At 69.2% G+C, this 25,030-nt stretch carries 21 protein-coding genes; 15 read left to right on the forward strand and 6 right to left on the reverse strand.

Annotation, left to right across the window (positions count from 1 at the left end; genetic code table 11):
* Positions 1 to 48 precede the first annotated feature (48 nt).
* The 4 genes from ACWGSK_RS14425 to ACWGSK_RS14440 all read left to right on the forward strand — a co-directional run bounded on the left by ACWGSK_RS14425 (position 49) and on the right by ACWGSK_RS14440 (position 6,039).
* On the forward strand, positions 49 to 1,680 hold the full coding sequence (locus tag ACWGSK_RS14425) for an acyl-CoA dehydrogenase family protein (protein WP_452456001.1): 1,632 nt from the start codon (positions 49 to 51) through the stop codon (positions 1,678 to 1,680).
* A 191-nt stretch (positions 1,681 to 1,871) separates the two neighbouring features.
* Positions 1,872 to 4,028, forward strand: coding sequence for a glycogen debranching protein GlgX (gene glgX, locus ACWGSK_RS14430; protein WP_358505688.1), 2,157 nt, complete (start codon positions 1,872 to 1,874; stop codon positions 4,026 to 4,028).
* A gap of 253 nt (positions 4,029 to 4,281) precedes the next feature.
* Entirely contained in the window at positions 4,282 to 5,082 is an 801-nt protein-coding gene (locus ACWGSK_RS14435) for a dihydrofolate reductase family protein (RefSeq protein WP_358505685.1), read from the forward strand.
* Positions 5,083 to 5,250: 168 nt separating this feature from the next.
* Complete coding sequence (locus ACWGSK_RS14440; protein WP_358505682.1) at positions 5,251 to 6,039, forward strand: GntR family transcriptional regulator; 789 nt, start codon at positions 5,251 to 5,253, stop codon at positions 6,037 to 6,039.
* A gap of 126 nt (positions 6,040 to 6,165) precedes the next feature.
* Here the strand turns inward: ACWGSK_RS14440 and ACWGSK_RS14445 are convergent, their stop codons facing one another.
* Positions 6,166 to 6,603, reverse strand: coding sequence for a hypothetical protein (locus ACWGSK_RS14445; RefSeq protein WP_358505675.1), 438 nt, complete (start codon positions 6,601 to 6,603; stop codon positions 6,166 to 6,168).
* A 202-nt stretch (positions 6,604 to 6,805) separates the two neighbouring features.
* Here ACWGSK_RS14445 and msrB point away from each other — a divergent pair, with 202 nt between their 5' ends.
* From msrB to pssA, 3 genes are all read left to right on the forward strand, one after another.
* Positions 6,806 to 7,252: a peptide-methionine (R)-S-oxide reductase MsrB gene (gene msrB, locus ACWGSK_RS14450; protein ID WP_067599785.1), complete on the forward strand. Its 447-nt coding sequence runs from the start codon at positions 6,806 to 6,808 to the stop codon at positions 7,250 to 7,252.
* A gap of 259 nt (positions 7,253 to 7,511) precedes the next feature.
* The gene (locus tag ACWGSK_RS14455; protein ID WP_358505672.1) at positions 7,512 to 8,180 is read left to right on the forward strand and encodes a phosphatidylserine decarboxylase; all 669 of its coding nucleotides are present in this window, start codon (positions 7,512 to 7,514) and stop codon (positions 8,178 to 8,180) included.
* Positions 8,167 to 8,985 (forward strand): CDP-diacylglycerol--serine O-phosphatidyltransferase, encoded by an 819-nt coding sequence (gene pssA, locus ACWGSK_RS14460; RefSeq protein ID WP_452456002.1) that lies wholly within the window; start codon positions 8,167 to 8,169, stop codon positions 8,983 to 8,985. Before ACWGSK_RS14455 ends, pssA begins: the two co-directional genes overlap by 14 nt.
* A 92-nt stretch (positions 8,986 to 9,077) precedes the next feature.
* Here pssA and hemQ read toward each other — a convergent pair whose 3' ends face one another.
* Both hemQ and hemG read right to left on the reverse strand, forming a co-directional pair.
* Positions 9,078 to 9,788: a hydrogen peroxide-dependent heme synthase gene (gene hemQ / locus ACWGSK_RS14465; protein WP_452456003.1), complete on the reverse strand. Its 711-nt coding sequence runs from the start codon at positions 9,786 to 9,788 to the stop codon at positions 9,078 to 9,080.
* Positions 9,785 to 11,263, reverse strand: a complete 1,479-nt coding sequence (gene hemG / locus ACWGSK_RS14470) for a protoporphyrinogen oxidase (protein ID WP_452456004.1) — start codon at positions 11,261 to 11,263, stop codon at positions 9,785 to 9,787. Before hemG ends, hemQ begins: the two co-directional genes overlap by 4 nt.
* 167 nt (positions 11,264 to 11,430) lie before the next feature.
* On the opposite strand from hemG, the gene ACWGSK_RS14475 reads away from it, so the two are divergent.
* On the forward strand, positions 11,431 to 12,558 hold the full coding sequence (locus ACWGSK_RS14475; protein WP_452456005.1) for a DUF4349 domain-containing protein: 1,128 nt from the start codon (positions 11,431 to 11,433) through the stop codon (positions 12,556 to 12,558).
* Positions 12,559 to 12,637: 79 nt separating this feature from the next.
* On the opposite strand, the gene hemE is transcribed toward ACWGSK_RS14475, so the two are convergent.
* Entirely contained in the window at positions 12,638 to 13,606 is a 969-nt protein-coding gene (hemE, locus tag ACWGSK_RS14480) for a uroporphyrinogen decarboxylase (protein ID WP_452456076.1), read from the reverse strand.
* A gap of 382 nt (positions 13,607 to 13,988) precedes the next feature.
* On the opposite strand from hemE, the gene ACWGSK_RS14485 reads away from it, so the two are divergent.
* From ACWGSK_RS14485 to ACWGSK_RS14510, 6 genes are all read left to right on the forward strand, one after another.
* Positions 13,989 to 14,564: a DUF3000 domain-containing protein gene (locus ACWGSK_RS14485; RefSeq protein ID WP_358505657.1), complete on the forward strand. Its 576-nt coding sequence runs from the start codon at positions 13,989 to 13,991 to the stop codon at positions 14,562 to 14,564.
* Between the two features lie 94 nt (positions 14,565 to 14,658).
* On the forward strand, positions 14,659 to 15,921 hold the full coding sequence (locus ACWGSK_RS14490; RefSeq protein ID WP_452456006.1) for an HRDC domain-containing protein: 1,263 nt from the start codon (positions 14,659 to 14,661) through the stop codon (positions 15,919 to 15,921).
* Between the two features lie 211 nt (positions 15,922 to 16,132).
* Positions 16,133 to 17,251, forward strand: a complete 1,119-nt coding sequence (locus ACWGSK_RS14495; protein WP_452456007.1) for a tetratricopeptide repeat protein — start codon at positions 16,133 to 16,135, stop codon at positions 17,249 to 17,251.
* Between the two features lie 214 nt (positions 17,252 to 17,465).
* Positions 17,466 to 17,972 (forward strand): FBP domain-containing protein, encoded by a 507-nt coding sequence (locus tag ACWGSK_RS14500; RefSeq protein ID WP_358505649.1) that lies wholly within the window; start codon positions 17,466 to 17,468, stop codon positions 17,970 to 17,972.
* 209 nt (positions 17,973 to 18,181) lie between these two features.
* A complete protein-coding gene (locus tag ACWGSK_RS14505; protein ID WP_452456077.1) occupies positions 18,182 to 19,357 on the forward strand; it encodes a thiolase family protein in 1,176 nt (391 codons plus the stop codon).
* A gap of 57 nt (positions 19,358 to 19,414) precedes the next feature.
* Complete coding sequence (locus ACWGSK_RS14510) at positions 19,415 to 21,502, forward strand: 3-hydroxyacyl-CoA dehydrogenase NAD-binding domain-containing protein (protein ID WP_452456008.1); 2,088 nt, start codon at positions 19,415 to 19,417, stop codon at positions 21,500 to 21,502.
* Between the two features lie 89 nt (positions 21,503 to 21,591).
* On the opposite strand, the gene ACWGSK_RS14515 is transcribed toward ACWGSK_RS14510, so the two are convergent.
* Together ACWGSK_RS14515 and ACWGSK_RS14520 are read right to left on the reverse strand one after the other, a co-directional pair.
* Positions 21,592 to 21,732 (reverse strand): hypothetical protein, encoded by a 141-nt coding sequence (locus ACWGSK_RS14515; RefSeq protein ID WP_452456009.1) that lies wholly within the window; start codon positions 21,730 to 21,732, stop codon positions 21,592 to 21,594.
* Positions 21,733 to 21,753: 21 nt separating this feature from the next.
* Positions 21,754 to 23,970, reverse strand: coding sequence for an MMPL family transporter (locus ACWGSK_RS14520; protein ID WP_358505638.1), 2,217 nt, complete (start codon positions 23,968 to 23,970; stop codon positions 21,754 to 21,756).
* Between the two features lie 150 nt (positions 23,971 to 24,120).
* Here ACWGSK_RS14520 and ACWGSK_RS14525 point away from each other — a divergent pair, with 150 nt between their 5' ends.
* Positions 24,121 to 24,912 (forward strand): TetR/AcrR family transcriptional regulator, encoded by a 792-nt coding sequence (locus tag ACWGSK_RS14525; RefSeq protein ID WP_358505635.1) that lies wholly within the window; start codon positions 24,121 to 24,123, stop codon positions 24,910 to 24,912.
* Positions 24,913 to 25,030: the final 118 nt, after the last annotated feature.

The following is a 25,030-nucleotide window of genomic DNA, read 5'->3' on the forward strand; positions in this document are numbered from 1 at the left end:
TGATGCGGCTCACCCACTCGCCGCCCTCGGACCAGGAACGGAGCCGGCATGTCCGCCACACACGAGGTGTTCAACCAGGCCACACCGCTCGGCGACCACGACGCCGCCGACGACCCCGCGCTCTTGGACGGTCTGCGCCGCGAGGGCGCGGGCTGGGCCGAGGCCGAAGTGCGCGAGGTCGGCTCGGCCGCGGGTTCGGAGCGCGTCCGCGCCTGGGGCGAGTCCGCCAACACCTACACCCCCGTGCTGCGCACCCATGACCGTTACGGCCACCGGGTGGACGAGATCGATTACCAGCCCGCCTACCACGTCCTGATGGACCAGGCGGTGGAACACGGCATGCACGCCGCACCGTGGGCGGACGATCGCGCGGGCGCGCACGTGGCCCGCGCCGCCAAGTTCTTCCTGTGGTCCCAGGCCGAGAGCGGGCACGGGTGTCCCATCTCGATGACCTACGCGGCGGTGCCGGCGCTACGCCACTCCCCCGAGTTGGCCGCCCGGTACGAGCCGCTGCTCACCGCCCGTTCCTACGATTTCGGGCTGCGTCCGCCGCTGGGCAAGAGCGGCCTGATCGCGGGCATGTCCATGACCGAGAAGCAGGGCGGTTCGGACGTGCGCGCCAACACCACGCGCGCGGTCGCCACCTCCGAGGGCCATTACCTGCTCACCGGGCACAAGTGGTTCACCTCCGCGCCGATGAGCGACGTGTTCCTGACCCTGGCGCAGGCACCGGAGGGGCTGACCTGTTTCCTGGTACCGCGGGTACTGCCCGACGGAACCCGTAACAAGTTGTTCGTCCAACGGTTGAAGGACAAGCTGGGCAACCGGTCGAACGCCTCCGCGGAGCTTGAGTACGACGGCGCGGTCGCGCACCTGGTGGGCGAGCCGGGGCGGGGCGTGCGCACCATCATCGAGATGGTCAACGGCACCCGCCTGGACTGCGTGATCGGTTCGGCCTCGGGGATGCGCGCCGCGCTGGTGCAGGCGCTGCACCACGCCGAGACGCGCAGCGCGTTCGGTGAGCGGCTGGTCGACCAACCGCTGATGCGCAACGTGCTCGCCGACCTGGCGTTGGAATCGGAGGCGGCCACGGCCCTCATGATGCGTCTGGCGGGGGCCGCCGACCGCTCCGTGCGCGGCGACGAGGGCGAGACCGCGTTCCGTCGGCTCGGTGTGGCCGTGGGCAAGTTCTGGATCACCAAGCGCCAGCCCGCGCACGCCGCCGAGGCGCTGGAGTGCCTGGGCGGCAACGGGTACGTGGAGGAGTCGGGCATGCCCCGGCTGTTCCGGGACTCGCCCCTCAACTCCATCTGGGAGGGCTCGGGCAACGTGGCGGCGTTGGACGTGCTGCGCGCGATGGCCAGGTCTCCGGAGTCGGTGGAGGCCTTCCTCACCGAACTGCGCGCCGCCGCGGGCGCCGACGACCACTACGACACCGCCCTCAAGCGTTTGGAGCAGGCCCTGGGCGACGTGGACGAGATGCAGTATCGGGCGCGTTCCGTGGTCGAGCTGATGGCCCTGACCCTGCAGGCGTCGGTGTTGCTACGGCACGCGCCGACCCCGGTGGCCGAGGCGTTCACCGCCTCCCGACTCGGAGGCGGGTGGGGGCACGTGTTCGGAACCCTGCCCCGTGGAGTGGACACCGGCCTGATCCTGGAAAGGGCCCGTCCACGTCGGTGAAATATTCACCATCGGTATTTTATCGAACGACCTCGCAAATCCGACACAAATCACCATAAGAAGACTCGCGAAACAGGCCGGCGCAGGAACGTCGGTCTGTTTCGGCATACTTTTGCCGCCTTGGCGGAAGGAAGAAGGCGCAACGCCAAAGCGCCCTTCCGGGCCCCGAACACAAGAGACTGACGACGCCTATGGTGGAAGTCTGGCCAGGTAGTTCCTATCCGCTCGGTGCGACCTACGATGGTTCCGGCACCAATTTCTCGCTCTTCTCAGAAGCGGCCGAACAGGTGGAACTGTGCCTGTTCGATGACGAGGGGGTGGAAACACGCATACCCCTGACCGAATACGACGGCTTCGTCTGGCACGGGTACCTTCCCGGGGTGGGCCCGGGCCAACAGTACGGATACCGGGTCCATGGACCCTACGCACCCGAACAGGGCCTGCGCTGCAACCCGAACAAACTGCTCACCGACCCCTACGCCAAGGCGCTCAACGGCGAGCTCACCTGGCATGAGTCGTTGTTCAGCTACCACTTCGCCTCCCCAGACCGAAAGAACACCGCCGACAGCGCTCCCTACGTGCCCAAGTGCGTGGTGGTCAGCCCGTTCTTCGACTGGGGCAACGAGTCTCGTCCGCGCACCCCGTACCACCAGACGGTGATCTACGAGGCCCACGTGCGCGGCCTGACGATGCGCCACCCGGGCATCCCCGAACACCAGAGAGGCACCTACTCGGGGCTGGGACACCCGGCGATGATCGACTACCTCACCTCCCTGGGGGTGACCGCGGTCGAGCTCATGCCGGTGCACCACTTCGTCCCCGAACACGCCATGGTGGCGCGCGGTCTGACCAACTACTGGGGCTACAACACGTTGGCGTTCCTGGCCCCGCACAGCGGGTACGCGGCCCGCGGATCCCGCGGACAGCAGGTCCAGGAGTTCAAGGCGATGGTGAAGTCGCTGCACGAGGCGGGCATCGAGGTACTGCTCGACGTGGTCTACAACCACACCGCCGAGGGCGACCACATGGGTCCCACCCTTTCCTGGCGGGGCATCGACAACCTGGGCTACTACCGGGTGGTGGACGAGGACCAGCGCTACTACCTCGACTACACGGGCTGTGGCAACAGCCTCAACGTGCGGTACCCGCACTCGCTCCAGCTCATCATGGACTCGCTGCGCTACTGGGTCCTGGAGATGCACGTGGACGGGTTCCGCTTCGACCTGGCCTCGGCACTGGCCCGGGAGTTCCACGACGTCGACCGGCTGAGCACGTTCTTCGACATAGTCCAACAGGATCCGGTGATCTCCCAGGTCAAGCTGATCGCCGAACCCTGGGACGTGGGCCCTGGCGGCTATCAGGTGGGCAACTTCCCACCACTGTGGACCGAGTGGAACGGCAAGTACCGGGACACGGTGCGCGACTTCTGGCGGGGTGAACCGGTCAAGGGCGAGCTGGCCTCCCGGTTGGCCGGGTCCAGCGACCTGTACCAGGACGACGGGCGCCGCCCCGTGGCCTCGATCAACTTCATCACCTGCCACGACGGCTTCACCATGGCCGACCTGGTCTCCTACGACCACAAGCACAACGAGGCCAACGGCGAGGGGAACCGGGACGGTACCAACGACAACCGTTCCTGGAACCACGGGGTGGAGGGGCCCACCGAGGACCCGGCCATCCTCACCCTGCGCCGCAGGCAGGTCCGCAACTACCTCGCCACCCTGTACCTGTCCCAGGGCGTGGTGATGCTCTCGCACGGCGACGAGGTGGGACGCACCCAGGGTGGCAACAACAACGCCTACTGCCAGGACAACGAGATCTCCTGGATCGACTGGGAGGGCGCGGGGCCGGCCGGGGAGTACCCGGAGAACGACCTGCTGGACTACGTGCGCGAGCTGGCCCGGCTGCGCAGGGAGCACCCGGTGTTCCGCCGCCGCAGGTTCTTCCGCGGCAGCCCGGTGGAGGGCGGTCTCCCCGGTGAGGGGTCCGGCGAGGACGGGCTGCCCGACATCTCGTGGCTGCGCCGGGACGGGTCTGCCATGGAGGGCAACGACTGGAACAGCGGCGACCGTGCCCTCGGCGTGTTCCTCAACGGGGACGCCATCACCGAGCCCGACCCGCGGGGGCGCACGATCCGGGACCGCTCGTTCGTACTGCTGCTCAACAGCGGACCGGACGCGGTGGAGTTCAAACTGCCCGGGACCGAGTACGGCATGGCGTGGGAGACGGTCCTGGACACCGCCGAACCGGACGTGGGAGGGCGTCCGTTCGTTACCGCGGGTTGCCCGGTGCGGGTGATCGACCGCGCCCTGATGCTGCTGCGGCGCGTCTCGCCCCACCACGGCTGAGGTACGGCCGGCCCCTCTCGGCAGCGCCCGCACGCGTGCCGGGAGGGGCCCGGCCCTCGGAGTGTGCCGGCGCCCCGAGAAGTCGGGAACGGGTTGGGGAGACACATCGGCGCCCACGGTGTGACGGCTCGTTCCTCGCGACCCCACCCCGGCGCCTCCCCCGCCACCTCCCCGGGTTTTTCGGAGAATCAGGACCTGACGGCGCCCGAAGGGTGACCCCCTGGTCGACGGAATAGAACCTAGCCTGGTGGTCATGTCGAACACTCACGCCGCGGGAAGCTCCGCGCCCGCACGGCTCCGCGAACTCCTCCCCGACCCCGAGCGCACGGACGTGCGACCGGAAGAGGCCTACACCTACCCCACCGCTCTGACCCGGCCCTGGGTACGCGCCAACATGGTCGCCAGCGCCGACGGTGGTGCCGTAGGACCATCAGGGCGCAGCCGCGACATGTCCTCGGAACCGGACCGCAGGGTGATGGCGGTCCTGCGGGGTCTGTGCGACGTCATCGTGGTGGGCGCCTCGACCGCCCGGCACGAGGGGTACAGGCCGGTGCGTCCGCGCGAGGTCTGGGCGGAGCTGCGCGAGGGCCGGCCCGCGACACCCCGGATCGCCGTGGTCTCACGGACCCTGGAGTTCGACGACGCACTGCTCACCACGGCTCCCGACGACGCCCGCACCCTGGTGTTCACCGTCGAGAACAGCCCCGCCGACCGGCGAGCGTTCGTGGCGAAGCACGCCGACCTGGTGGTGGTCGACGAATACTCCGTGCGGCCATGGCACATCCTCGACGCCTTGTCCGAGAGAGGCCTGTACCGGGTGTTGACGGAGGGGGGTCCACACCTGTTGGCGGAGTTCGTGGCGGCGGACCTGCTCGACGAACTGTGCCTGACGGTGAGTCCGCACCTCCTGGGCGTGGGGTCGCCCCGGATCGTGGCGGGAGGGCCACCGGTCCCGGGCGTTCCGGGCGTGGGCACGAAACAGACCACCCCGCTGCGGCTGGCCCACCTGTGGGAGGCGCAGGGAAACCTGTTCACCCGTTACCTGAGGGATTGAGGGGGTTCCCCGCAGGGGCCGCCATAACCGCTGTGTTTCGGTCACCCCACAATGACGCATGAACCATCCCGCAACCGGACATACCCGTGGTGTGCCATCCACTGAAAACGTTGTGACCGGACACACCGCATCAACGGGGCTCACCGGTGTGGTCCCCTGGGCGAGAGGATGAACGTAGTGCCGACGGCCGCAAACGGATCACCTCCGGTCTACCGGGAGATAGCCGAGGAACTTCGAGCACGGATCCGCTCCGGACGGTACGCCGACGGCGACCGCCTTCCCGGGGAGAACACCCTGATGGAGCGTCACGGGGTCGCCAGGGCGACCGCGCGTCAGGCGCTCTCCGTACTGATCAACGAGGGCCTGGCCGTGGCCGTCCGCGGCTCGGGCATCTACGTCCGTCTGTTCCGTCCCCTGCGAAGACACGGCGCCCGGCGTCTGTCCAAGGAATTGTGGGGCGGCGGGCGGGCCATCTGGCAGACCGACAGTGAAACCCGCGGCTACGAGGTGGAGGGCCTCGTGATCGAGGAGGTGATACCCCAAGGGCACGTCCTACGCGTCCTCGACCTACCGGAGGGGTCCACGGTGTTACGTCGTTCCCGGCGCTACCTCGTGGACGGTAGACCGGTGCAGAGCGCCGTGTCCCACTTGTCTCCGCGCTCTTGGGAGGGGCAGGAGACCTCCGACTCCGCGCGACGCCTACACGCCCACGACAGCGGGCCCGGCGGAATCTACGCCCGATTGACCGACCTCGGGAGCGGACCGGCCCACTTCACCGAAGAGATCCGGGTCCGCATGCCCACCCCCGAGGAGACCGTCGAACTGGAACTGTTCCCCGGTACCCCCGTGATGGAGGTCGCGCGCACCGCGCTGACCGCCGACCACCGTCCGGTGGAGTTCAACGAGATCACCATGGACGGTTCCGCGTACGTGCTCCAGTACGACTTCGACGCCTGACAGTCCCCGCGCACCCCCGCGACGTCCCGACCCCCGGCGCCGCCCCCCGAACGTGCTGGAGGGGCCTCGCCACGAGGCCCCTCCATCATCGTCTCCACCCGTTGGTTTTCCGTCTTCCTCGTGCCTCTAGCGTCGGCGACGCTGTCGTCTGGAGGCGAAGACCAGGTACGCCAGCGGTAGGAACACCAGTCCCACCGCCAAGGCCCCCGCCGCGGCGAACAGCATGGCGTCGGACGAGGTCATCGCCCACTGCGCCATTCCCGCTCCCAGGAGGACCGCCATCGCCACCGCGGCGACGGAGATCGCGCCGAAGAGCCAGATCAGCCCTCGGTCGCTCCAGGGTTCGGGGCGCGCGTGGTCGATCCCCGCCAGCGTGGCGCGGACACTGAGCTCGGCGGCCCAGCGCAGTTCCCGTCCCGCGGTGGCCGTACCGTCGGTGACGGCTCGGGCTCGCGTGCGGGCCCCCGTCGTCACCTGGTCCAGCCACCACAGTCCGTATCGAACCCTTCCAACGCGCAGTGGTCGCCGACTGACTCCGAGTGCCTGTTGAGCTGTAACAGCCATGCCACCTGCCTCAGTACACCTCGACCACTGACCCCTGCCTGAGCCCGTACCCACCGAGATCACCACCGAACGTCGCGAAAGGGTGAAGATAGGTGCATGTAGCCCCTAAGGATGATTTACCTACCTCCAGGGCGATCGTCCGATTCCGACCTATTCGGCCTCCGGTCTGCATCGTGGCCCGATTCCGGGTAGCGTCATCACCATGGCTGACGCATCGGACCAGGCACCGCGTTCCAACGACGGAGCCGCACAGGACCTGCCCACGACCGAACAGGAGTGGCGCGAGCGCCTGGACCCCATGGAGTACGCGGTACTCCGTGAGGCCGGCACCGAGCGCCCCTGGACCGGCGCCTACGTCGACACCAAGACCACGGGCGTCTACCGTTGCCGGGGATGCGGGACCGAACTGTTCCGCTCGGACGAGAAGTTCGACTCCCACTGCGGGTGGCCGAGCTTCTTCGACCCGGCCGACTCCGAAGCCGTGACCCTGCACGACGACGTCTCCCTCGGCATGGTCCGCACCGAGGTACGGTGCGCCACCTGCCGCTCCCACCTGGGTCACGTCTTCCGCGGCGAGGGCTACGACACCCCCACCGACGCCAGGTACTGCATCAACTCCGTCGCGCTTTCCCTCGAACCCACGGAGTAGGCTTACCTTTTCGGTTCGCCGGGTATCCCGTGGCCATGGCCACGGCGGGTCCCCGTACCTGCACCGATTCCCACCCCCGTGGGATCGGGGATAATCTCACCAACGCACCGACGATCGACCCCTGGTCGAACGGAAACCGCGCGCGGCGGGGATACCCCTCCCGGTGACCGCGCACCGCCCCGCCACCCGTACGGGGCCCGCTCCTCAAAGCGGTGGCCGATGTGCCGGCGAACAGACCGACCCGTGACGAAAGCGCCCCATGACCGACGACTCACCTTCCTCCTCCGTCTCCCCCCGGCCACCGGCCCGACCTCGTATGGGCATGGCCCAGGGATCGGCCCCCTGGTTGGTACCGGCGTTGGGCGCCGCCGGCGCCGCGGCCCTGGCCGCGCGAGGTTCCAGGGCACGCACCCTGGCCGCCGTACCCGTGATCGCGCTCGCGGCGGGGATGACCTGGTTCTTCCGCGACCCGGAGCGCGGCCCGGCCACCGGGCGTGTGCTGTCCGCGGCCGACGGGGTCGTCCAGAGCATCGATCCACGATCCGACGGAAGTACCCGGGTCGCGGTCTTCATGAACCCCCTCAACGTGCACGTCAACCGTGCCCCCCTCGCCGGTGTCGTGACCGGTGTCGAGCACCGCCCCGGGGGATTCCGTCCCGCCTTCGACAAGGACAGCGAGCGTAATGAACGCGTCATCTGGACCCTTGAAACCGAGATCGGTGAGATCACGGTCGTCCAAATCGCCGGCGCGATGGTCAGGCGTATCATCCCGTATCTCGCTGCGGGGCAGAAGGTCGAACAAGGCGAGAGGATCGGTCTCATCCGGTTCGGGTCACGCGTCGACGTCTACCTTCCGCGCGGGGTCGCCCCGGCGGTGGAGATCGGCCAGAAGGTCCGCGCCGGGGAAACCCGTCTTGACGCCGGCTGACACCACCGGTGCCTCCGATAGCGGTGAGGTCACCGAGGAGGCGCCCAGGCTCCGCCTGGGCATCGCCGACTACCTGACCTTGGGCAACGCCCTGTGCGGTTTCCTGGCGGTGTGGGCCCTGGCCGGCGCTCAGAGCGCCCACATGGCCGCCGGGACGGTCGGCCCGCTGCCCAAGGCGGCGTTGGCCACCGCGGTGGGCCTGATGATGGTGGCGGCCTTCCTGGACGTGCTCGACGGCCGCGTCGCCCGCAAGTGGGGCGGCAGTGGCATGGGCGCCGAGTTGGACAACCTCGCGGACGTGATCAGCTTCGGTGTCGCGCCGGCGTTCTTCTTCCTGGTGTGGAGCACCACCGCCACCGAGGGGGCCATGTGGCCCGTGGTCGGCGCGAGCGCCCTGCTGCTCGCGGTGATCGTGCGGCTGGCCCGCTTCTCCTGCCAGTCCCCCGGGGCCGACTACTTCACCGGCCTGCCCTGCCCGTTCGGGGCGATGGCCGTGGTGACCATCGTCCTACTGGACCCGCCGGTCCTCGTCGGCATGGCCGCGGCGCTGCTGGTGGCCTGGCTGATGGTGAGCCGTATGGAGTACCCCAAGCCCAAGGGCCGCAAGGCCTACGCGGTGCTGGGGATGCTCGCCGGCGGTGTGCTCCTCATCATCGCCTGGGGACTCGGCATGCCCGCCGGTGACGTGCTCATCTACCTGGCGAGCGCCATGGTGCTGGTCTTCATCGTCACCGTCCCGTTCTACGTGATCGCCACGCGGCGGAGCGCCATCACGCCCCGGCGAGAGGCCGCCCCCATCGAGTAGGTCCCCTCGCTCTGGCCGGTGAACGAAGGGAGGGACCCCGCGCTCCGATGGAGCCGCGGGGTCCCTCCCCTCGCACGCGGGCCCTGGGCCGGTTACGGCAGGGAGGCGACCAGCTCGGCCGCGCTCTTGCGACGGCCGCTGTAGAAGGGGATCTCCTCACGGGTGTGCAGGCGGGCCTTGGCGCCGCGCAGGGTGCGCATCAGGTCCACGATGCGGTGCATCTCGTCGGCCTCGAACGCGAGCAGCCACTCGTAGTCGTTGAGGCCGAACGAGGAGACCGTGTTGGCCCGCACGTCCGGGTACGGAGCGGCCATCCGGCCGTGCTCGGCGAGCATGGCGCGACGCTCCTCGTCGGGCAGCAGGTACCACTCGTAGGAGCGCACGAACGGGTAGACGCAGATGTTGTCGCGCGGCTCCTCGCCGGCCATGAAGGCCGGCACGTGACCGCGGTTGAACTCGGCGGGGCGGTGCAGGCCCATGACCGACCACACCGGGGTGGAGGCGCGACCGATCCGGGTGCGTCGGAAGTCGGAGTAGATGTCCTGCGCCTGGTCGGAGCTGTCGGCGATCCACCAGAACATGATGTCGGCGTCGGCGCGGTAGCCCTGCACGTCATAGCTGCCACGCGTGGTGACGCCCTGTTCGGCCGCCTTGTCGAGGAGCGCCTGGAGCTCCTCCGCGGCGGCGGCGCGGTCCACGCCCTCCAGGCTGTCGACCTTGAAGACCGACCACATGGTGTAGCGGATGATCTGGTTGAGGTCGGTCCCGTCCTGCGTGATCGACTCGTTCTGCCGGCCTGTCACGGGTTGACTCCTTGCTCGTTCGTTCCCTCGGCGCTTTCGGCGCCTGGGCTGGTGTGGCTGTGGTCGATGAGCGTGTCGGCCAGACGCGCGGCCTCGCGACCGGCGTCGGCGACACAAGCGGGGATGCCCACTCCCCCGTAGGCGGCTCCGCACACGCCGAGCCCCTCGTTGGCCCGCACGTTCGCGCGGATCCGCTCCACCCGGCCGGCGTGGCCGACCCCGTACTGCGGCAGCCCGTCGGTCCAGCGGGTCACCCGGGTCTCGACGGGCGCGCCGGTCCGTCCGCTCACCTTCGTCAGGTCGGCGAGGGCGGCGGCGGCCAGTTCCTCGTCGGAGCGGTCCAGGACGTTCGCCTCGCGGAAACGTCCGATGGAGCACCGCAGAACGACCAGGTCCGCACCCGGATCGACCCTATCCAGCTCCTGGGCGATCCAGGGCCACTTGTTGCTGGAGAAGGTCGCGGCCTTGATGGTCGTCCCCTCTCCGGCGGGAACCAGGAAGCCGGTGCCGGTAAGGGGCTCGGGGAAGGCGGAGGCGGGCAGGGCGAAGGTCACCAGGGCCATGCTCGCGTAGTCGACGCCACGCAGCTCGCGGGCGGCGGTGGGCGCGGTGTCGGTGAGGAGTCGGGACGCCTCGGCGGCGGGGCAGGCCAGCAGCACCGCGTCACAGGCGAGCTCCTCGACCCCCTGGGCGCCTTCCAGTCGCACGCTCCAGCCCCGCGGGGTGCGCTTGAGGGCCTGGGCCCGGGTGCCGGTGCGCAGGTCCTTCTGTCGGGCGGCCAGGGCGTCCACGACCGAGGCGACCCCGCCGCGCAGGGAGGCGAAGACCGGGCCGGCCTTGGTGGGCGCCGCACCCCGCCCCTGGAGACTGCGGTGCACCGCGCGCATCAGCGAACGGTCCGATCGGGCCATCGGGGCGATCTGCGGCAGGGTGGAATCGAGGGAGAGTTCCTCGGCCCGTCCCGCGTACACACCGCCGAGCAGGGGTTCGACCAGTCTTTCCACCACCTGACGCCCCATCCGGGTGCCCACGTAGGTCGCCACCGGCACGTCCGAACGCACCGGGGTGCTCGGCCAGACCAGGTCCAGCGCGGCCCGCGCGGTCCCGGCCGGGGACAGCACCCCGCTGCGGGCCAGGGCACGAAGATCACCCGGCACGCCCATGAGCTGGCCCTTGGGCAGGGAGCGGACGCGCCCACGGCTGTAGACGGCGGCCGATCCGGGTCCCGGGTGGACGATCCGATCGTCCAGTCCGAGTTCGCGGAACAGTTCCACCGCCTCGGGTCTGCGGGCGAGCACCGCCTCGGCGCCGGCGTCGACGGACACCCCGGCCACCGGTGAGGCGCGCAGCTTGCCTCCCGGCACGTCCGCGGCCTCCAGCACGGTGGTGGTGATCCCCCGGGCGTTGAGACGGTACGCGGCGGTCAGTCCGGAGACCCCGCCCCCGACCACGACGACATGTGGTGCTTCAGCCATGCCTCCAGCCTTCCAGATGCCGTGTGTCACAGCGCCTCGCCTCGCCCCTACGGGACCTCGGGCGCTCGGACGTGCCCCGACGACCCGTGACCGTGGGGCGTCCGACCCGTTGTCCTGCCGTTACCGGAAGGACAGAACGCGTCCGGGTCCCGCCCCGTCGAACGGGCATGGACACTTCAACGCCCGCGCGTGCGGGGCGCGTCGCCACGGTCATGACCTCCGCCGTCCTGGGTGCGCTGTTACTGACCTCCTGCGGCGCCACCTCGGAACAGGCGGACTTCGAGTCCTCCGGAGGTTCGGCGCCCGGGTCCCGGGACCTCACCGCACCCGAGAACGCCGACGCCGAGGCCCCCGAAGGAGCCGAGGGGGGCGAGCGAGGCGGTGAGGAGGCCGAGTCCGCCGACACGGTCGGCTCCGACGTGGAGATCGACGACCGACAACTCATCCACACCGCGCACATGACCGTGCGGGTACAGGACGTGGCCGAGGCCTCCCAGGACGCCAAGGAGCTGACCCGGGGGTTGGACGGCTACGTCGCCTCCCAAGAGCTGTCCACGCCCGCCGACGGCACCCCCGAGGGATCACTGACCCTGCGCATCCCCACCGGGGAGTACGAGGGGGCGTTGACCGACCTGGCCGAACTCGGCGACCGCTCCGACATCGAACGGTCGGTGGAGGACGTCACCGAGGAGATCGCCGACGTCGAGAGCCGCATCGAGTCCTCCGAGACCGCGCTGGAGTCACTGCGCGGCTACCTGGAGGAGGCCGAGAACGTCGACGACCTGCTCCGGGTGGAGCGGGAGATCCAGGACCGGCAGGCGGACCTGGAGTCCTTCCAGGCCCGGTTGGAGTCGTTGCAGAACCAGACCTCGTACTCGACGGTGCACCTGTCGCTACGTCCGCCTTCCACCTATCTGGAGGAACGCTCCGGTGACGAGTCGATCGGCTTCCTGGGCGGGCTGGAGCGCGGCTGGCGAGCGCTGCTCTCGCTGGGCGAGGGCCTGGCCGTGATGGTGGGTTGGTTGCTGCCGTTCGCCCTGGTCGCCGTGGTGATCGGCGCCTGGCCGCTGTGGCGCCTGCGACGTCGTCGGCAGGAGAACCCGAAGCCGCGGGGCCGGGCCGGGGGCCGGTTCGGGCGGGTGCGTCCTCGCCGACGCCCGGCCATGGCGGCCACGCCCACCGGGACGACCTCGACGGTCGAGTCCCCAGGTGAGACCGACCCCGAGGACGCGGAGCGGGCCGACGACGCCTCGGGAGCCGGTGACGAGGGTTCCGAGGGCAGGTCGGGCTCCTGACCCCGACCCACCCCGCACACGCCGACGCCCGGCTCCCATCACGGGGCCGGGCGTCGGCGGAACCTCGACTGACGCGGCACTAAACCGCGGTCTCTTCGTGCACGAACGCGGTGAGGCGCTCCAGCATGGTCGGGTCGGTGGTCGGCAGCACGCCGTGACCCAGGTTGAAGATGTGGCCCTCGGCGGCGCGTCCGCGAGAGAGGATGTCGCGCGTACGGTCGGCGACGACCTCCCAGGGGGCGAACAAGGTCGCCGGGTCCAGGTTGCCCTGCAGGGCGATGCCCGGCTGGACCCGCTGGGCGGCCTTGTCCAGCGGCACCCGCCAGTCGACGCCCACCACGTCGGCACCGGCCTCACCGAGCAGGCCGAGGAGTTCGCCGGTGCCCACACCGAAGTGGATGCGCGGCACCTCGTACTCGCTGAGCTGACCGAAGATCCAGGAGGTGTAGGGCAGCACCGAGGCCCGATAGTCCTCGGCGCTCAGCGCGCCGACCCAGGAGTCGAACAGCTGGACCGCGGAGGCCCCCGCCTCGATCTGTGTGCGCAGGAAGCCGAGCGAGATGGCGGCCAGACGGCGCATGAGCTCGTCCCACAGCTCCGGCTCGCCGTACATGAGCGCCTTGGTGTGCTCATGGTTCTTGGAGGGCCCACCCTCGATCAGGTAGGAGGCGAGCGTGAACGGCGCGCCCGCGAACCCGATGAGCGGTTTGTCGCCGAGCTCGCCGACGATCTGGCCGACCGCTTCGGTGATGAAGTGGACGTCGTCGGGCTCGATGTCGCGCAGCCGCTTGATGTCGCCGGCGCCACGGATCGGGTCCTGGACCACGGGGCCGACCCCGGGCTTGATGTCGAGGTCGATGCCGATGGCCTTGAGCGGGACGACGATGTCGCTGAAGAAGATCGCGGCGTCGACGTCGTAGCGGCGTACGGGCTGCATGGTGATCTCGGTGACCATGTCGGGGCGCGTACACGCCTCCAGCATCGGCACGTCGGCGCGGACCTGGAGGTACTCGGGCAGGGAGCGCCCGGCCTGGCGCATGTACCACACCGGGGTGTGGCTCACGGGAAGGCGCCGGCAGGCACGGATGAATGGAGAGTCTTGAGGCGTCACACCTTGATCGTGCCATGCCCTTCGCGAAGGTCCCACTCGGATCACCGGGTGCGAGCGGACACGGGTCGGCCCCGGCCGGCGGGGACGTGACCGGGAAGCGGGTCGAACCCGAGGGGGATTCGGTCGCGAACCTGCGCGGTTGACGGTTTCGCGGTCCCAAGATCATCACAAAACCCCGACACGCCGGGGGATCTGCGACCCGCCACCGGTGACTCGTGCCACCGTCGACCAGTGCCCACCATCACACCATCGGCGGGACACGTCCCGACGACCCCCGCCAGGACGTGATCACCACAATATGAAGGCTGACGTTTCCACCATGCCCGATGTCGGTAGCGCCGAGAACGCACAAGACACGTTCCGGCGAGCGGTCGAGGCCCTGCGGTCCCCTCTGCTGCGCCCCGAGATCGCCGTCCGGGAGATCCCCCCGCCCCAACGGTTGGCGCCGCACTCCGCCGCCGTCTCGGCCGAGGTCACCGTCCAGGACGAGGAGATCGCCTGGGGACGACTGATCGTCCTGTACGACCCCGAGAACACCCGTGACTGGCCCGGGCCCTTCCGGGTCGTGTGCCAGGCCAACTCGGAACTGGAGTCGGAGATCGCCACCGATCCCCTGCTAGGCCCGGTGGCCTGGAGTTGGCTCACCGACGCCCTGGAGGTCAACGAGGCCACCCATCACACGTTGAGCGGGACGGTCACCCGGGCCACCACGGAGGGTTTCGGCACCAAGGCGCACGAGGGCGCGAACACCGAGGTCGAGATGCGTGCCTCATGGACGCCGGAGTCGGACGATCTGGCGCCGCACGTGAACGCGTGGTTGGCCCTGCTGGCCTCGGCCTCCGGCCTACCGCCCCTGGACGTCACCGACATCGCCCGCCAACGCTCACGCCCCTGACGAGCTCTTCGGAAGATGCCCCGGGCGCCGTTCCACGGTCGCCACGGGGCGGCCCATATCCGCGTTCGGTGGCCACAGCGCATACCGTAGTGGTGTGGCGAACGCGTTGAACTCCAAGACAGAATCCCGCGAAACCGACAACGACGAATCGGAGAGGGCGCCTCTGCTGCGGGAACCACGCGAGGGCCTTCCCGAGGTCACGGCGGATCCCGACGCCCTCGCGGGTGTGGTCGCGGCACTCGGCGCCGGCTCCGGCCCCGTCGCGGTGGACGCCGAGCGCGCCTCCGGCTACCGGTACGGCCAGCGCGCCTATCTGGTCCAATTGCGCCGTGAGGGTTCCGGTTCGGCCCTGATCGATCCGATCGCCTGCCCCGACCTGAGCGAGGTCAACGACGCGATGGGCGGGGCCGAAGTGGTGCTGCACGCGGCGCACCAGGACCTGCCCTGCCTGACCGAGGTGAACCTGCGCCCCTCCCGGTTGTTCGACACCGAACTGGCCGGGCGGTTGCTCGGCTACCAGCGGGTCGGTCTGGGCTTCATGGTGGAACGGCTGTTGGACCTGCGGCTGGCCAAGGAACACTCCGCGGTGGACTGGTCGCAACGGCCACTGCCCGAGGACTGGTTGCGCTACGCGGCGCTGGACGTGGAGATCCTCATCGAGCTTCGGGACAACCTGGAGCGAGAGCTGGAGGAGAGCGGGAAGCTGGGGTGGGCTCAGGAGGAGTTCGCCTCGGTCCTGGCCGCACCTCCCAAGGAGCCGCGCACCGACCCCTGGCGGCGCACCTCCGGCATCCACAAGGTCCGCAACCAGCGTTCCCTGGCCGCGGTGCGCGAGCTCTGGTACGAGCGCGATCGCATCGCCCAGGAGCGCGACACCTCCCCCGGTCGGGTGCTGCCCGACGCGGCGATCGTGGAGGCGGCCACGGCCATGCCGCGCACCGTCCCGGAGCTGACCAGGATCCGCCAGTTCGGCATCAAGCTGGCCAAGCGCTACCTGAACACCTGGATCAAGGCGATCAACCGGACCCGGGACATGGCCCAGACCGACCTTCCTCGCCCCAACGCCCCCGGCGACGGACCGCCCCCGGTGAACCGATGGGCCGACCGCGCGCCCGAGGCCGCCCGGCGGCTCGACGCGGTCCGCTCCACGGTGACGAGGATCGCCGAGGAGGTCGTGATGCCCACGGAGAACCTTCTGTTGCCGGACAGCGTCAGAAGGTTGGCGTGGGCACCCCCCAAGGCCGTGGACCCGGATTCGGTGGGTGAGTTCCTGCGCTCGCGCGGGGCCCGTGACTGGCAGGTCGGGCTGACCTCGGAGGCCCTGGCCGACGCTCTACGCGAGGCGGACAAGGCGTAGCAATTACCCCATTGCGCCGCATCGAACCCTAACGTGATGGAAGTCACCACCCCTCAGGGGCGGTTCATGCCTGTTCCGTAGCCCGGTGTCCGATTAAGTTATAGAAGCGTGCCCCTGATCGTCAGGGGATCGTGATCTATTCGTTGGGTGTGTATCGGACCGTGGACCCACAAGGCCCCGGTTCGTGATCAGGGAAATGTGGTGAGTCCGCTTGTCGTTCTGGCGTGTGTTGCTGCACAGGGCCGGCTTGACGCGTTCTGCCGAGGTCGAGTCGACCCAGGCCGTCCAGCCCACCTCCACGGACCGCACGGAGCATCCCGAGGAACATGCGACGGCCTCCGAGGCCAGTGCGACCACGGTGCCGGAACAGGTTTCGCTGTCGGCCCCCGAGGAGCCCGCCAAGGCCCTGGCCACCGCGGTGCCCGAGCGGGCCGAAGGGTCGGCCGGCTCCGAGACGGGAACGACCTCCGTGAAGACGACCGCCACGGAGCGGATCGACACTTCCACGAGGGCGACCTCGGTGAAGGGCTCGGGCTCCGGCGCGATCGTGCCCACCGCCGGCAAGCGCGCCGTCGTCCTGGAGCGCACCCTTCAGTCCCTGGTGGAGCGACTCGGCACCGAGCACCCCGACACCATCACCGCCCGCAACAACCTCGCGACCAAGTACGCGCAGATGGGTCGGCGCCAGGCCGCCGTGCAGCAGTTCGAGCTGGCGTTGGCCGAAGCCGTCTCGGTCTACGACGAGGAGCACCCCCGCACCGAGATCATCCGGGAGAACCTGGCCTGGGCGTACGAGGACGCGGGGCGTCCGGCCGACGCCGCCGGTCAGTGGGAGACCCTGCTCGGCCAGCGTGAGGGTCAGTTCGGTCCGGCCGACGAGGACACGGTGGAGGCGCGCATGCGTCTGGCCGTGTGCTACCGACGTAGTGGTCGGTTGGACGCCTCGGTGGCCCACTACGAGCGGGCCATCGAGGACGTCGCCTCCACCAAGCGCCGCGAGGAACTGCGTCTGGGTCTGAGCGCCGCGCAGAGCATGTCCGGCCGCTATGAGGAGGCCATCTCCCAGCTGCGCATGGTGCTGGCCGCCCGTAGGCGCCGACTCGGCAAGGGCCACCTGGACACCCTGGCCGTGCACCACCGACTGGGCCGCTCCCACACCCAGGCGGGTCGCCCCGACGAGGCCGTCGAGGTGCTGCGCGAGGCCTACCGGGTGGCGCTCAACTCCTCCGGTGACCCGGAGGTGCGCCGGTTGACGGTGCGTCTGCGCCGCGACCTGGCGGGGGCCTACAACGCGGCGGGGCGCCACCGCGAGGCCGACGCCCTGCTCTGAACACCGAGAACGGCACCGGGCCGGGGACCCTTCGTGGTCCCCGGCCCTCGTCGTCCTCGGTACGACGCATCGGACATGGGCCGCCACGTGCGAAAACCACTCGCGTACCCGGGGCCCGGCCGGCAGTATCCGTTGGTCGGCTCCTCGTCGGCGCCATCTCACCGCGTCGACCACGTCGGGCCCCATCGACCACACCGAACGATCGGAGAGTGCCATGCTCGAACTCAGTGACGCGGAGATCCGCTCCTCGTTCGTCAACTGCCCCAAGGGCGAGACCAAGCGGATGACCTATCCCTCGACCATGCCCCTTCTGGATTGGGAGGACATGGACTTCCTGGGGTGGGTCGACCCCAAGGCGCCGGGCCGCGCCTACCTGGTGATCGACTCCGGCGAGCAACCGATCGGGGTCGCCCTGCGCCTGCCCAACGGCGGCCCCAAGACCGACTTCTTCAAGTCGATGACGTGCTCGTTCTGTGTGACGGTGCACCCCGCCGGTGGCGTGCGCCTGTTCAGCGCCCCCAAACCCGGCAAGGCCGGCCGACAGGGCGACACCGTGGGCCTGTACGTGTGCTCCGACCTGGCCTGCCCGCTGTACGCGCGGGGCAAGCGGGAATCCTCGTTGATCCAGCCGGCGGAGACGATCGGTCGGGAGGAACGGATCCAGCGCCTGCGCCTCAACATCGATCGCTTCGTGACCCGATTCCTCGACGGCCGGGGCTGAGTTCAGGCGGGCTCGCCCACCCTCGGCGGATCGTCTGATCGTGGCGACCGAATCGGCCACGATCACCGAAGGTCGGGTTCCTTCCATACTTCCGACATGACCGGCCCCGCCGCTCGCACTATTTGTTACTGGCGAGTAGCATGACCTCAACAGTCCACCCATCGCTTGAAGAAGGAGGGGCCATCGTGCCGCGAACCGCCCGCGAAGTCGTGTTCGTCGACGGGGTCCGCACCCCGTTCGGCAAGTCAGGCAAGGGCCTCTACGCCGAGACGCGCGCCGACGACCTCATCGTCCGCGTGATCCGCGAACTGATGCGCCGCAACCCGGGCCTGCCCCCGGAGCGCGTCGACGAGGTCGCCATCGCCGCCACCACCCAGATCGGCGACCAGGGTCTGACCCTCGGGCGCACCGCCGCGATCCTGGCCGGGTTGCCCAAGAGCGTCCCCGGTTACTCCATCGACCGCATGTGCGCCGGCGCGCTCACCGCCGCGACCACCGCCGGCGCGGGCATCTCCTTCGGTGCCTACGACGTCGTGATCGCCGGCGGCGTCGAGCACATGGGCCGGCACCCCATGGGCGAGGGTGTCGACCCCAACCCCCGGATCATCTCCGAGAAGCTCGTCGACCCGTCCGCGCTGGTCATGGGCAACACCGCCGAGAACCTGCACGACCGGTACCCGACCATCACCAAGGAGCGCGCCGACTCCTACGCGGTGCGCAGCCAGGAGAAGGTCGCCAAGGCCTACGCCGACGGCAAGATCCAGCCCGACCTGGTCGAGACCCTGGTCCGTTCCGCGGAGCAGGGCTTCGGTCTGGCCACGCAGGACGAGCCGCCGCGCCCCGGCACCACCATGGAAACGCTGGCCACCCTGAAGACCCCGTTCCGCGCGCACGGCAACGTGACGCCCGGTAACGCCGCCGGTCTCAACGACGGCGCCACCGGCACCCTGCTGATGGCCGAGGAGGTCGCCGAGGAGCTGGGCCTGGACGCCAAGATGCGTCTGGTCGACTTCTCCTTCACCGGTGTCGAGCCCGAGGTCATGGGTGTGGGCCCCGTCCCGGCCACCGAGAAGCTCTTCGCCCGCCAGGGCATCTCGATCGACGACATCGGTCTGATCGAGATCAACGAGGCCTTCGCCGTCCAGGTGCTGGCCTTCCTCGAACACTTCGGTATCGCCGACGACGACGCCCGCGTCAACCCGTGGGGCGGCGCCATCGCCGTCGGTCACCCGCTGGCCTCTTCCGGCGGCCGTCTGATGATGCAGCTCGCGCGCCAGTTCGCCGAGCGCCCCGACGTCCGCTACGGCATCACCACCATGTGCGTGGGCCTGGGCATGGGCGGAACCATCCTTTGGGAGAACACCAACTACGAGGGGGGCAAGTGAGCACCGCGATCGAACAAGCCCGCCCGTCGCCCACCACCACCCTCAAAGGAGAACGCGATGCGTTCCAGTGATATCTCCGAACTGTTCAAGGACGAGGTCGTCACCAAGGCGCTCTCCCGTGACATCGAGCTCCCCTACGGGGCCGGCAAGGCCGTCCTGATCACCCTGGACAACGGGCACGACCACACCAAGCCGAACACCTTCGGCCCCGGTGGTCTGCTCAGCCTGGACGCCGCGATCGAGGCCGCCAAGGCGCGCACCGACATCGTCGCGGTCGCCGTCACCGGCAAGCCGTTCATCTTCGCGGTCGGCGCCGACCTCACCGGCGTTCCCGCCATCCAGACCCTCGATCAGGCCAAGGCCATCGGCAAGCTCGGGCACGACGTGTTCCGCAAGCTCGGCGAGCTGGACGTACCGACCTTCGCGCTGATCAACGGCGCGGCCATGGGCGGCGGCGTCGAGGTGGGTCTGCACTGCACCTACCGCACCATCTCCTCCGGCGTACCGGCCTTCTCCCTGCCCGAGACCTTCCTCGGCCTCGTCCCGGGTTGGGGCGGCACCTACCTGCTGCCCAACCTGATCGGCGCCGAGAAGGCCCTCAAGATCATCATCGACAACCCGCTCGCCCAGAACAAGGTCATCAAGGGCAAGCAGGTCTTCAAGATGGGCATCGCCGACGCCATCTTCGAGCCGGCCGACTTCGTCGAGGAGTCCCTGCGCTGGGCCGCCCAGGTCCTCAAGGGCGACGTCCAGGTGGAGCGCCCCGAGGTCGACAAGGGTGAGGCCTGGGACAACGCGGTCAACATGAGCCGCTTCGTGGTCGAGGGCAAGCTGCACGGCGCCGCACCGGCCCCGGCCCGCGCCGTCGAGCTGGTCGCCGCCGCCAAGACCGCCACCCGTGACGAGGGCTTCGCGGCCGAGGATGAGGCGCTCGCCGAACTCATCATGAGCCCCGAGCTCAAGGCCGGCCTCTACGCCTTCGATCTGGTCCAAAAGCGCGCCAAGCGTCCCGCTGGCGCCCCGGACAAGTCGCTGGCCCGCAAGGTCACCAAGGTCGGTGTCGTCGGCGCCGGTCTGATGGCCGGTCAGCTGGCCCTGCTGTTCGCGCGTCGTTTGGACGTTCCGGTCGTCATGACCGACCTGGACCAGGGTCGCCTGGACAAGGGCGTGGCCTACGTCCACGGCGAGGTCGACAAGCTCCTGAAGAAGGGGCGCGTCAACCAGGACAAGGCCAACCACCTCAAGGCCCTGGTCACCGGCTCGCTGACCAAGGACGCCTTCTCCGACGCCGACTTCGTCATCGAGGCCGTCTTCGAGAAGATGGAGATCAAGAAGCAGGTCTTCGCCGAGGTGGAGGCCGTGGTCTCCCCCGAGGCGATCCTGGCCACCAACACCTCCTCCCTCTCGATCACCGAGATGGCGTCGGAGCTCAAGCACCCCGAGCGGGTCGTGGGCTTCCACTTCTTCAACCCGGTCGCCGTCCTCCCGCTGCTGGAGATCGTCCGCGGCGAGAAGACCGACGACGCCTCCCTGGCGACGGCCTTCGCCGTCTCCAAGAAGCTGAAGAAGACGTCGGTGCTGTGCAAGGACGCCCCGGCGTTCGTCGTCAACCGCCTGCTCACCCTGTTCATGGGTGAGGTCCTGGCCGCCGTGGGCGAGGGCACCGAGCCCGAGGTCGCCGACCGCGCGGTCGCGCCGCTGGGTCTGCCGATGTCGCCGCTGATGCTGCTGCAGCTGGTCGGCCCGGCCGTCGGTCTGCACGTCGCGGAGACCCTGAACGAGGCGTTCCCCGAGCGCTTCGCGGTCTCCCCGCAACTGGAGGCCGTGGTCGAGGCCGGCAAGTCGGAGATCTTCGCCCCGGACTTCACCATCGACCCCGAGGTGAAGGAGCTCCTCAAGGGCGGCGACAGCCCGTCCGAGGAGCAGGAGATCCTGGACCGGGCCCTGCGCGCCCTGGCCAAGGAGATCCGGATCATGCTGGACGAGGGCGTGGTGGCCGAGGCCGCCGACATCGACCTGTGCCTGATCACGGGCGCCGGTTGGCCCTTCCACACCGGTGGTATCACCCCGTACCTGGACAAGGTCGGCGTGTCCACCGAGGTGAACGGCAAGCCCTTCCACGAGGGTGCCCCGCAGGCCGTCTGAGGTCTCACCCGTAGTGCCCGAACGGGCCCGGTCTCCAACGGAGGCCGGGCCCGTTTCATGTCTTCCATGGCATTACCCGGAAACCATTCTCAAATCGCATTCCGGCGATCACCGACCCGAAGCAGATCGAAGCCTGGGCCGACAAGGTCTTCAACACCACCATCACCCACGTCGACGAGCTCCTCGCCGAGTGAAGTCGGGTCGGGCCGATGGTCGAATTCGGCGACCATCGGCCCGATCTCCGCGAGAACTCACACGCCCACGCGCGACCGTTCGGGGTCGACTCCGATCGGAGTCGATTCCTCCTCCTCGCCGCCCTCGGAGATGCCGACGCGGTCGTGCAGCCAACGCAGCGGGCGCGGCAGCCACCAGTTCCAGCCGCCGAGCAGGCGCATGGTGGCGGGCGCCATGATCGCCCGCACCAGGGTGGCGTCCACCAGGACCGCGATCGCCAGGCCCACCCCGATGATCTTCAGGAAGAGCAGTCCGGAGGTGCCCATCGCCAGCAACACCACGCCCAGCAACAGCGCGGCGCTGGTGATGATGCGCCCGGTGCGTTGCAGGCCCAGCGCCACCGACCGGATGTTGTCGCCACTGCGCAGATACTCCTCCCGGACCCGGCTGAGCAGGAACAGCTCGTAGTCCATCGCCAGACCGAAGGCCACGATGGTGACCAGCACCAGGTAGGTGGGGTCGATGGTGCCGACCGCGTCGAAGCCCAGCAGGGCCGAGAAGTGCCCCTCTTGGAAGCCCCAGATCACCACGCCGAGTGACGCGCTCAGGGACAGCGCGCCCATGAGCACCGCCTTGATCGGCAGCACGAGCGACCCGAAGGCCAAGAAGAGCAGGACCATCGTGGACACGATGATGAAGGCGATGGTGGTGGGCGCGTTGTCGACGATGGCGTCGAGGTTATCCAGCTGCATGGCGGCCACACCGCCCACGAGGGCCTCCTCGGCGCCTACGGGGGCCGCTTCGGCGCGTACGTCCTCCACGAGTTCTTGGACCTCGGTCGAGTCGGTGGCCCCTTGGTAGCCCACCTCGACGTGGGCGATGCCGTCACCGGTGCGTGCCACGGTGACCAGCGCGGCGCCGGGCAGGGCCTCCAGGCGTTCGACGTACTCGTCGAGGTCCTTCTCGGTGGGGTCTCCCGTCACGGCCACGTGCAGACGGCCGATCCGACCGGCGGGAAAGTCCTCCCCCACCGTCTCGGTCGCGATCCGGGAGTCGGCATCGGCCGGCAGGTAACGCTGGTCGGTGGTGCCCAGGTCGGTCGAGGCCAGCCCGGAGCCGAAGGCCACCAGGACGCAGGCGACCGCGACCAGTGAGACGGCGGGGCCCCGCATGACGGTACGGGCCAGGCGGGCCCAGGTGCCGGCGTTCTCGTCGAGGGTCCCGGCGACGGTGCGGCGCGGCAGTGGCAGCTTCATTCGGTCGATCCGGTGGCCCACCACGGACAGTAGGGCGGGCAGGAAGACGAGCGCGGCGACGAGGTCGAAGGCGACGACGGCGATGCCGCCCCAACCGATGGACTGCAGGATGGGTTGGGGGAAGAAGAGCAACCCGGCGAAGGCGATGCCGACGGTGACGCCGGAGAAGGCGACGGTGCGTCCCGCGGTGTCCACGGTCCGGCCGACCGCCTCACGTACGTCGCGGCCCTTGTTCAGTTCCTCGCGGAAGCGGCTGACCATGAACAGCCCGTAGTCGATCGCCAACCCCAGCCCGAGGAGGGTGGCCACGTTGATGGCGAAGACGGAGACCTCGGTGACGTGGGTGAGGGCCCGTAGCACGGTGAGGGAACCGAGGATGGCCAGACCTCCGACGGCGAGGGGCATCAGGCCCGCGACGAGGCCGCCGAAGATCAGGACCAGCAGGAGCAACAGCACGGGCAGGGTGAACATCTCGGCGCGGACGATGTCGCTCTCGGCGGTCTCGGAGAGTTCGTGTTCGACCGCGATGGGGCCACCGAGGTGGGTTTCGAGGGGACCCGCCTCCAACACGGCGGCCGCCTCCTCGTACTGGTCGAGTCGTTCCTGGTGGCTCTGGCCGGTGAGGGTGACCGGTATGTACGTGGCGTGCATGTCCTCGGACACGAGCATGCCGCGTTCGATGTCGGTGAGTTCCTCGTCGAGGTAGACGTCGTGGTCGGCGACGACGTCCTCGGGCAGATCGTCGGAGACGCGCTGTACCGCCTGGGCGAAGGTGGGGTTGTCGACCTTGATCTCGTCACTGCGGAACACCGCGATGATGTCGATGTCGGCGTGGCCCAGTTCGTCCTCGATGAGGTCCATGGCCCGGGAGGACTCGGCTCCGGGGTCCTCGAAACCGCTCTCGCTGACGTCCTGGAAGACCCCGAGTCCCCAGAACACGGAGAGCACCGCGAACAGGCCGGTCACGGCGATGACCCACCATCTCCCGCGGTGGGCTCCGAGCCCCAGTCGGCCGAAGAACCCCGTTTTCGTCGACATTCCCGCTCCTTCGCGCGAACACGAATCATGTCCGTTAACGCCGTTTGCTAACGGCGTTCACTCAAGCGTGCACCAGTTACGATGTCAACGTCGTCGACCGAACAGAGCGGTGCCGCGGAATCGGCGCCGAGACGGGGTGGACCACTGAACATGACGAAACCGCCGGTCACGAGCGAGCCGCGATCCGAGGCCGTACTCAGTCGCCGCGATCGTGTGCGAGAAGCCACACTCACGGAGATCAAGTCGATCGCGCGCAGACATCTCGTGGAGCACGGTGTCGCCGGGGTCTCCCTGCGCGCGATCGCCCGCGAGATGGGCATGACCGCGCCGGGACTGTACCGCTATGTGCCGGGCATCGACGCGCTACTGGTGGCGATCACCGCAGACTTGTTCGACGAGTTGGCCGACACCGTCGCCGCCGCCGACACCTCGGTCCCGGCCGAGGACACCGAACTGCGCCTGCACGTCGCGCTACGGGCGCTGCGAACCTGGGCCATCACCCATCCCGCCGAGTTCTCCGTGATGTTCGGGCCGAGCAGGCGACTCGAATTGGACGCCGACCTCACCCCGGCCCTGGAGACCGGCAGGCGCTTCGCGTCCACCTTCTTCGCCCTGTGCGATCGCCTGATCAAGGAGAAGGACATCCCGCTACCCGCGGACGAGGAGATCGGACCCGAACTCACCGCCGAGCTGAGTTCCTTCGTCGACACCGTGGGTCTGTCCGCGCACGCCATGCCCACGGGAGCGGCCCTGATGCTCACCCGGTGCTGGATCCGCATCTACGGGGTGGTGTGCATGGAGGTGTTCCAGCACCTGGGATTCGCCGTAAACGACATGGAACCTTTCTTCGAGTCCGAGCTTCAGAACCTGATGACCGGCCTCGGTGTCCGGTATCTCCCCATCGAGCGCCTGGGGAAGCCCGTCACGGACACCCCCGGTTGACCCATACTGGGGGCATGGGGCAGTTGTCCGTTTCATGGGTACAAAACGGACATGCCCTTTCCCTGGCGGCGCGATGACGAGGATGGCCCCGTGGACAACCGAACCGGAGACGAGGCTC

It is taken from the genome of Nocardiopsis sp. NPDC055551, assembly GCF_053619415.1.

Bases quoted from the DNA above. Each gene is read 5' to 3' on its own strand.
- ACWGSK_RS14425 (WP_452456001.1), top strand. From the start codon at position 49: ATGTCCGCCACACACGAGGTGTTCAACCAGGCCACACCGCTCGGCGAC.
- glgX (WP_358505688.1), top strand. From the start codon at position 1,872: ATGGTGGAAGTCTGGCCAGGTAGTTCCTATCCGCTCGGTGCGACCTAC.
- ACWGSK_RS14435 (WP_358505685.1), top strand. From the start codon at position 4,282: ATGTCGAACACTCACGCCGCGGGAAGCTCCGCGCCCGCACGGCTCCGC.
- ACWGSK_RS14440 (WP_358505682.1), top strand. From the start codon at position 5,251: ATGAACGTAGTGCCGACGGCCGCAAACGGATCACCTCCGGTCTACCGG.
- ACWGSK_RS14445 (WP_358505675.1), bottom strand. From the start codon at position 6,603: ATGGCTGTTACAGCTCAACAGGCACTCGGAGTCAGTCGGCGACCACTG.
- msrB (WP_067599785.1), top strand. From the start codon at position 6,806: ATGGCTGACGCATCGGACCAGGCACCGCGTTCCAACGACGGAGCCGCA.
- ACWGSK_RS14455 (WP_358505672.1), top strand. From the start codon at position 7,512: ATGACCGACGACTCACCTTCCTCCTCCGTCTCCCCCCGGCCACCGGCC.
- hemG (WP_452456004.1), bottom strand. From the start codon at position 11,263: ATGGCTGAAGCACCACATGTCGTCGTGGTCGGGGGCGGGGTCTCCGGA.
- ACWGSK_RS14475 (WP_452456005.1), top strand. From the start codon at position 11,431: ATGGACACTTCAACGCCCGCGCGTGCGGGGCGCGTCGCCACGGTCATG.
- ACWGSK_RS14485 (WP_358505657.1), top strand. From the start codon at position 13,989: ATGCCCGATGTCGGTAGCGCCGAGAACGCACAAGACACGTTCCGGCGA.
- ACWGSK_RS14500 (WP_358505649.1), top strand. From the start codon at position 17,466: ATGCTCGAACTCAGTGACGCGGAGATCCGCTCCTCGTTCGTCAACTGC.
- ACWGSK_RS14510 (WP_452456008.1), top strand. From the start codon at position 19,415: ATGCGTTCCAGTGATATCTCCGAACTGTTCAAGGACGAGGTCGTCACC.
- ACWGSK_RS14515 (WP_452456009.1), bottom strand. From the start codon at position 21,732: ATGGTCGCCGAATTCGACCATCGGCCCGACCCGACTTCACTCGGCGAG.
- ACWGSK_RS14520 (WP_358505638.1), bottom strand. From the start codon at position 23,970: ATGTCGACGAAAACGGGGTTCTTCGGCCGACTGGGGCTCGGAGCCCAC.
- ACWGSK_RS14525 (WP_358505635.1), top strand. From the start codon at position 24,121: ATGACGAAACCGCCGGTCACGAGCGAGCCGCGATCCGAGGCCGTACTC.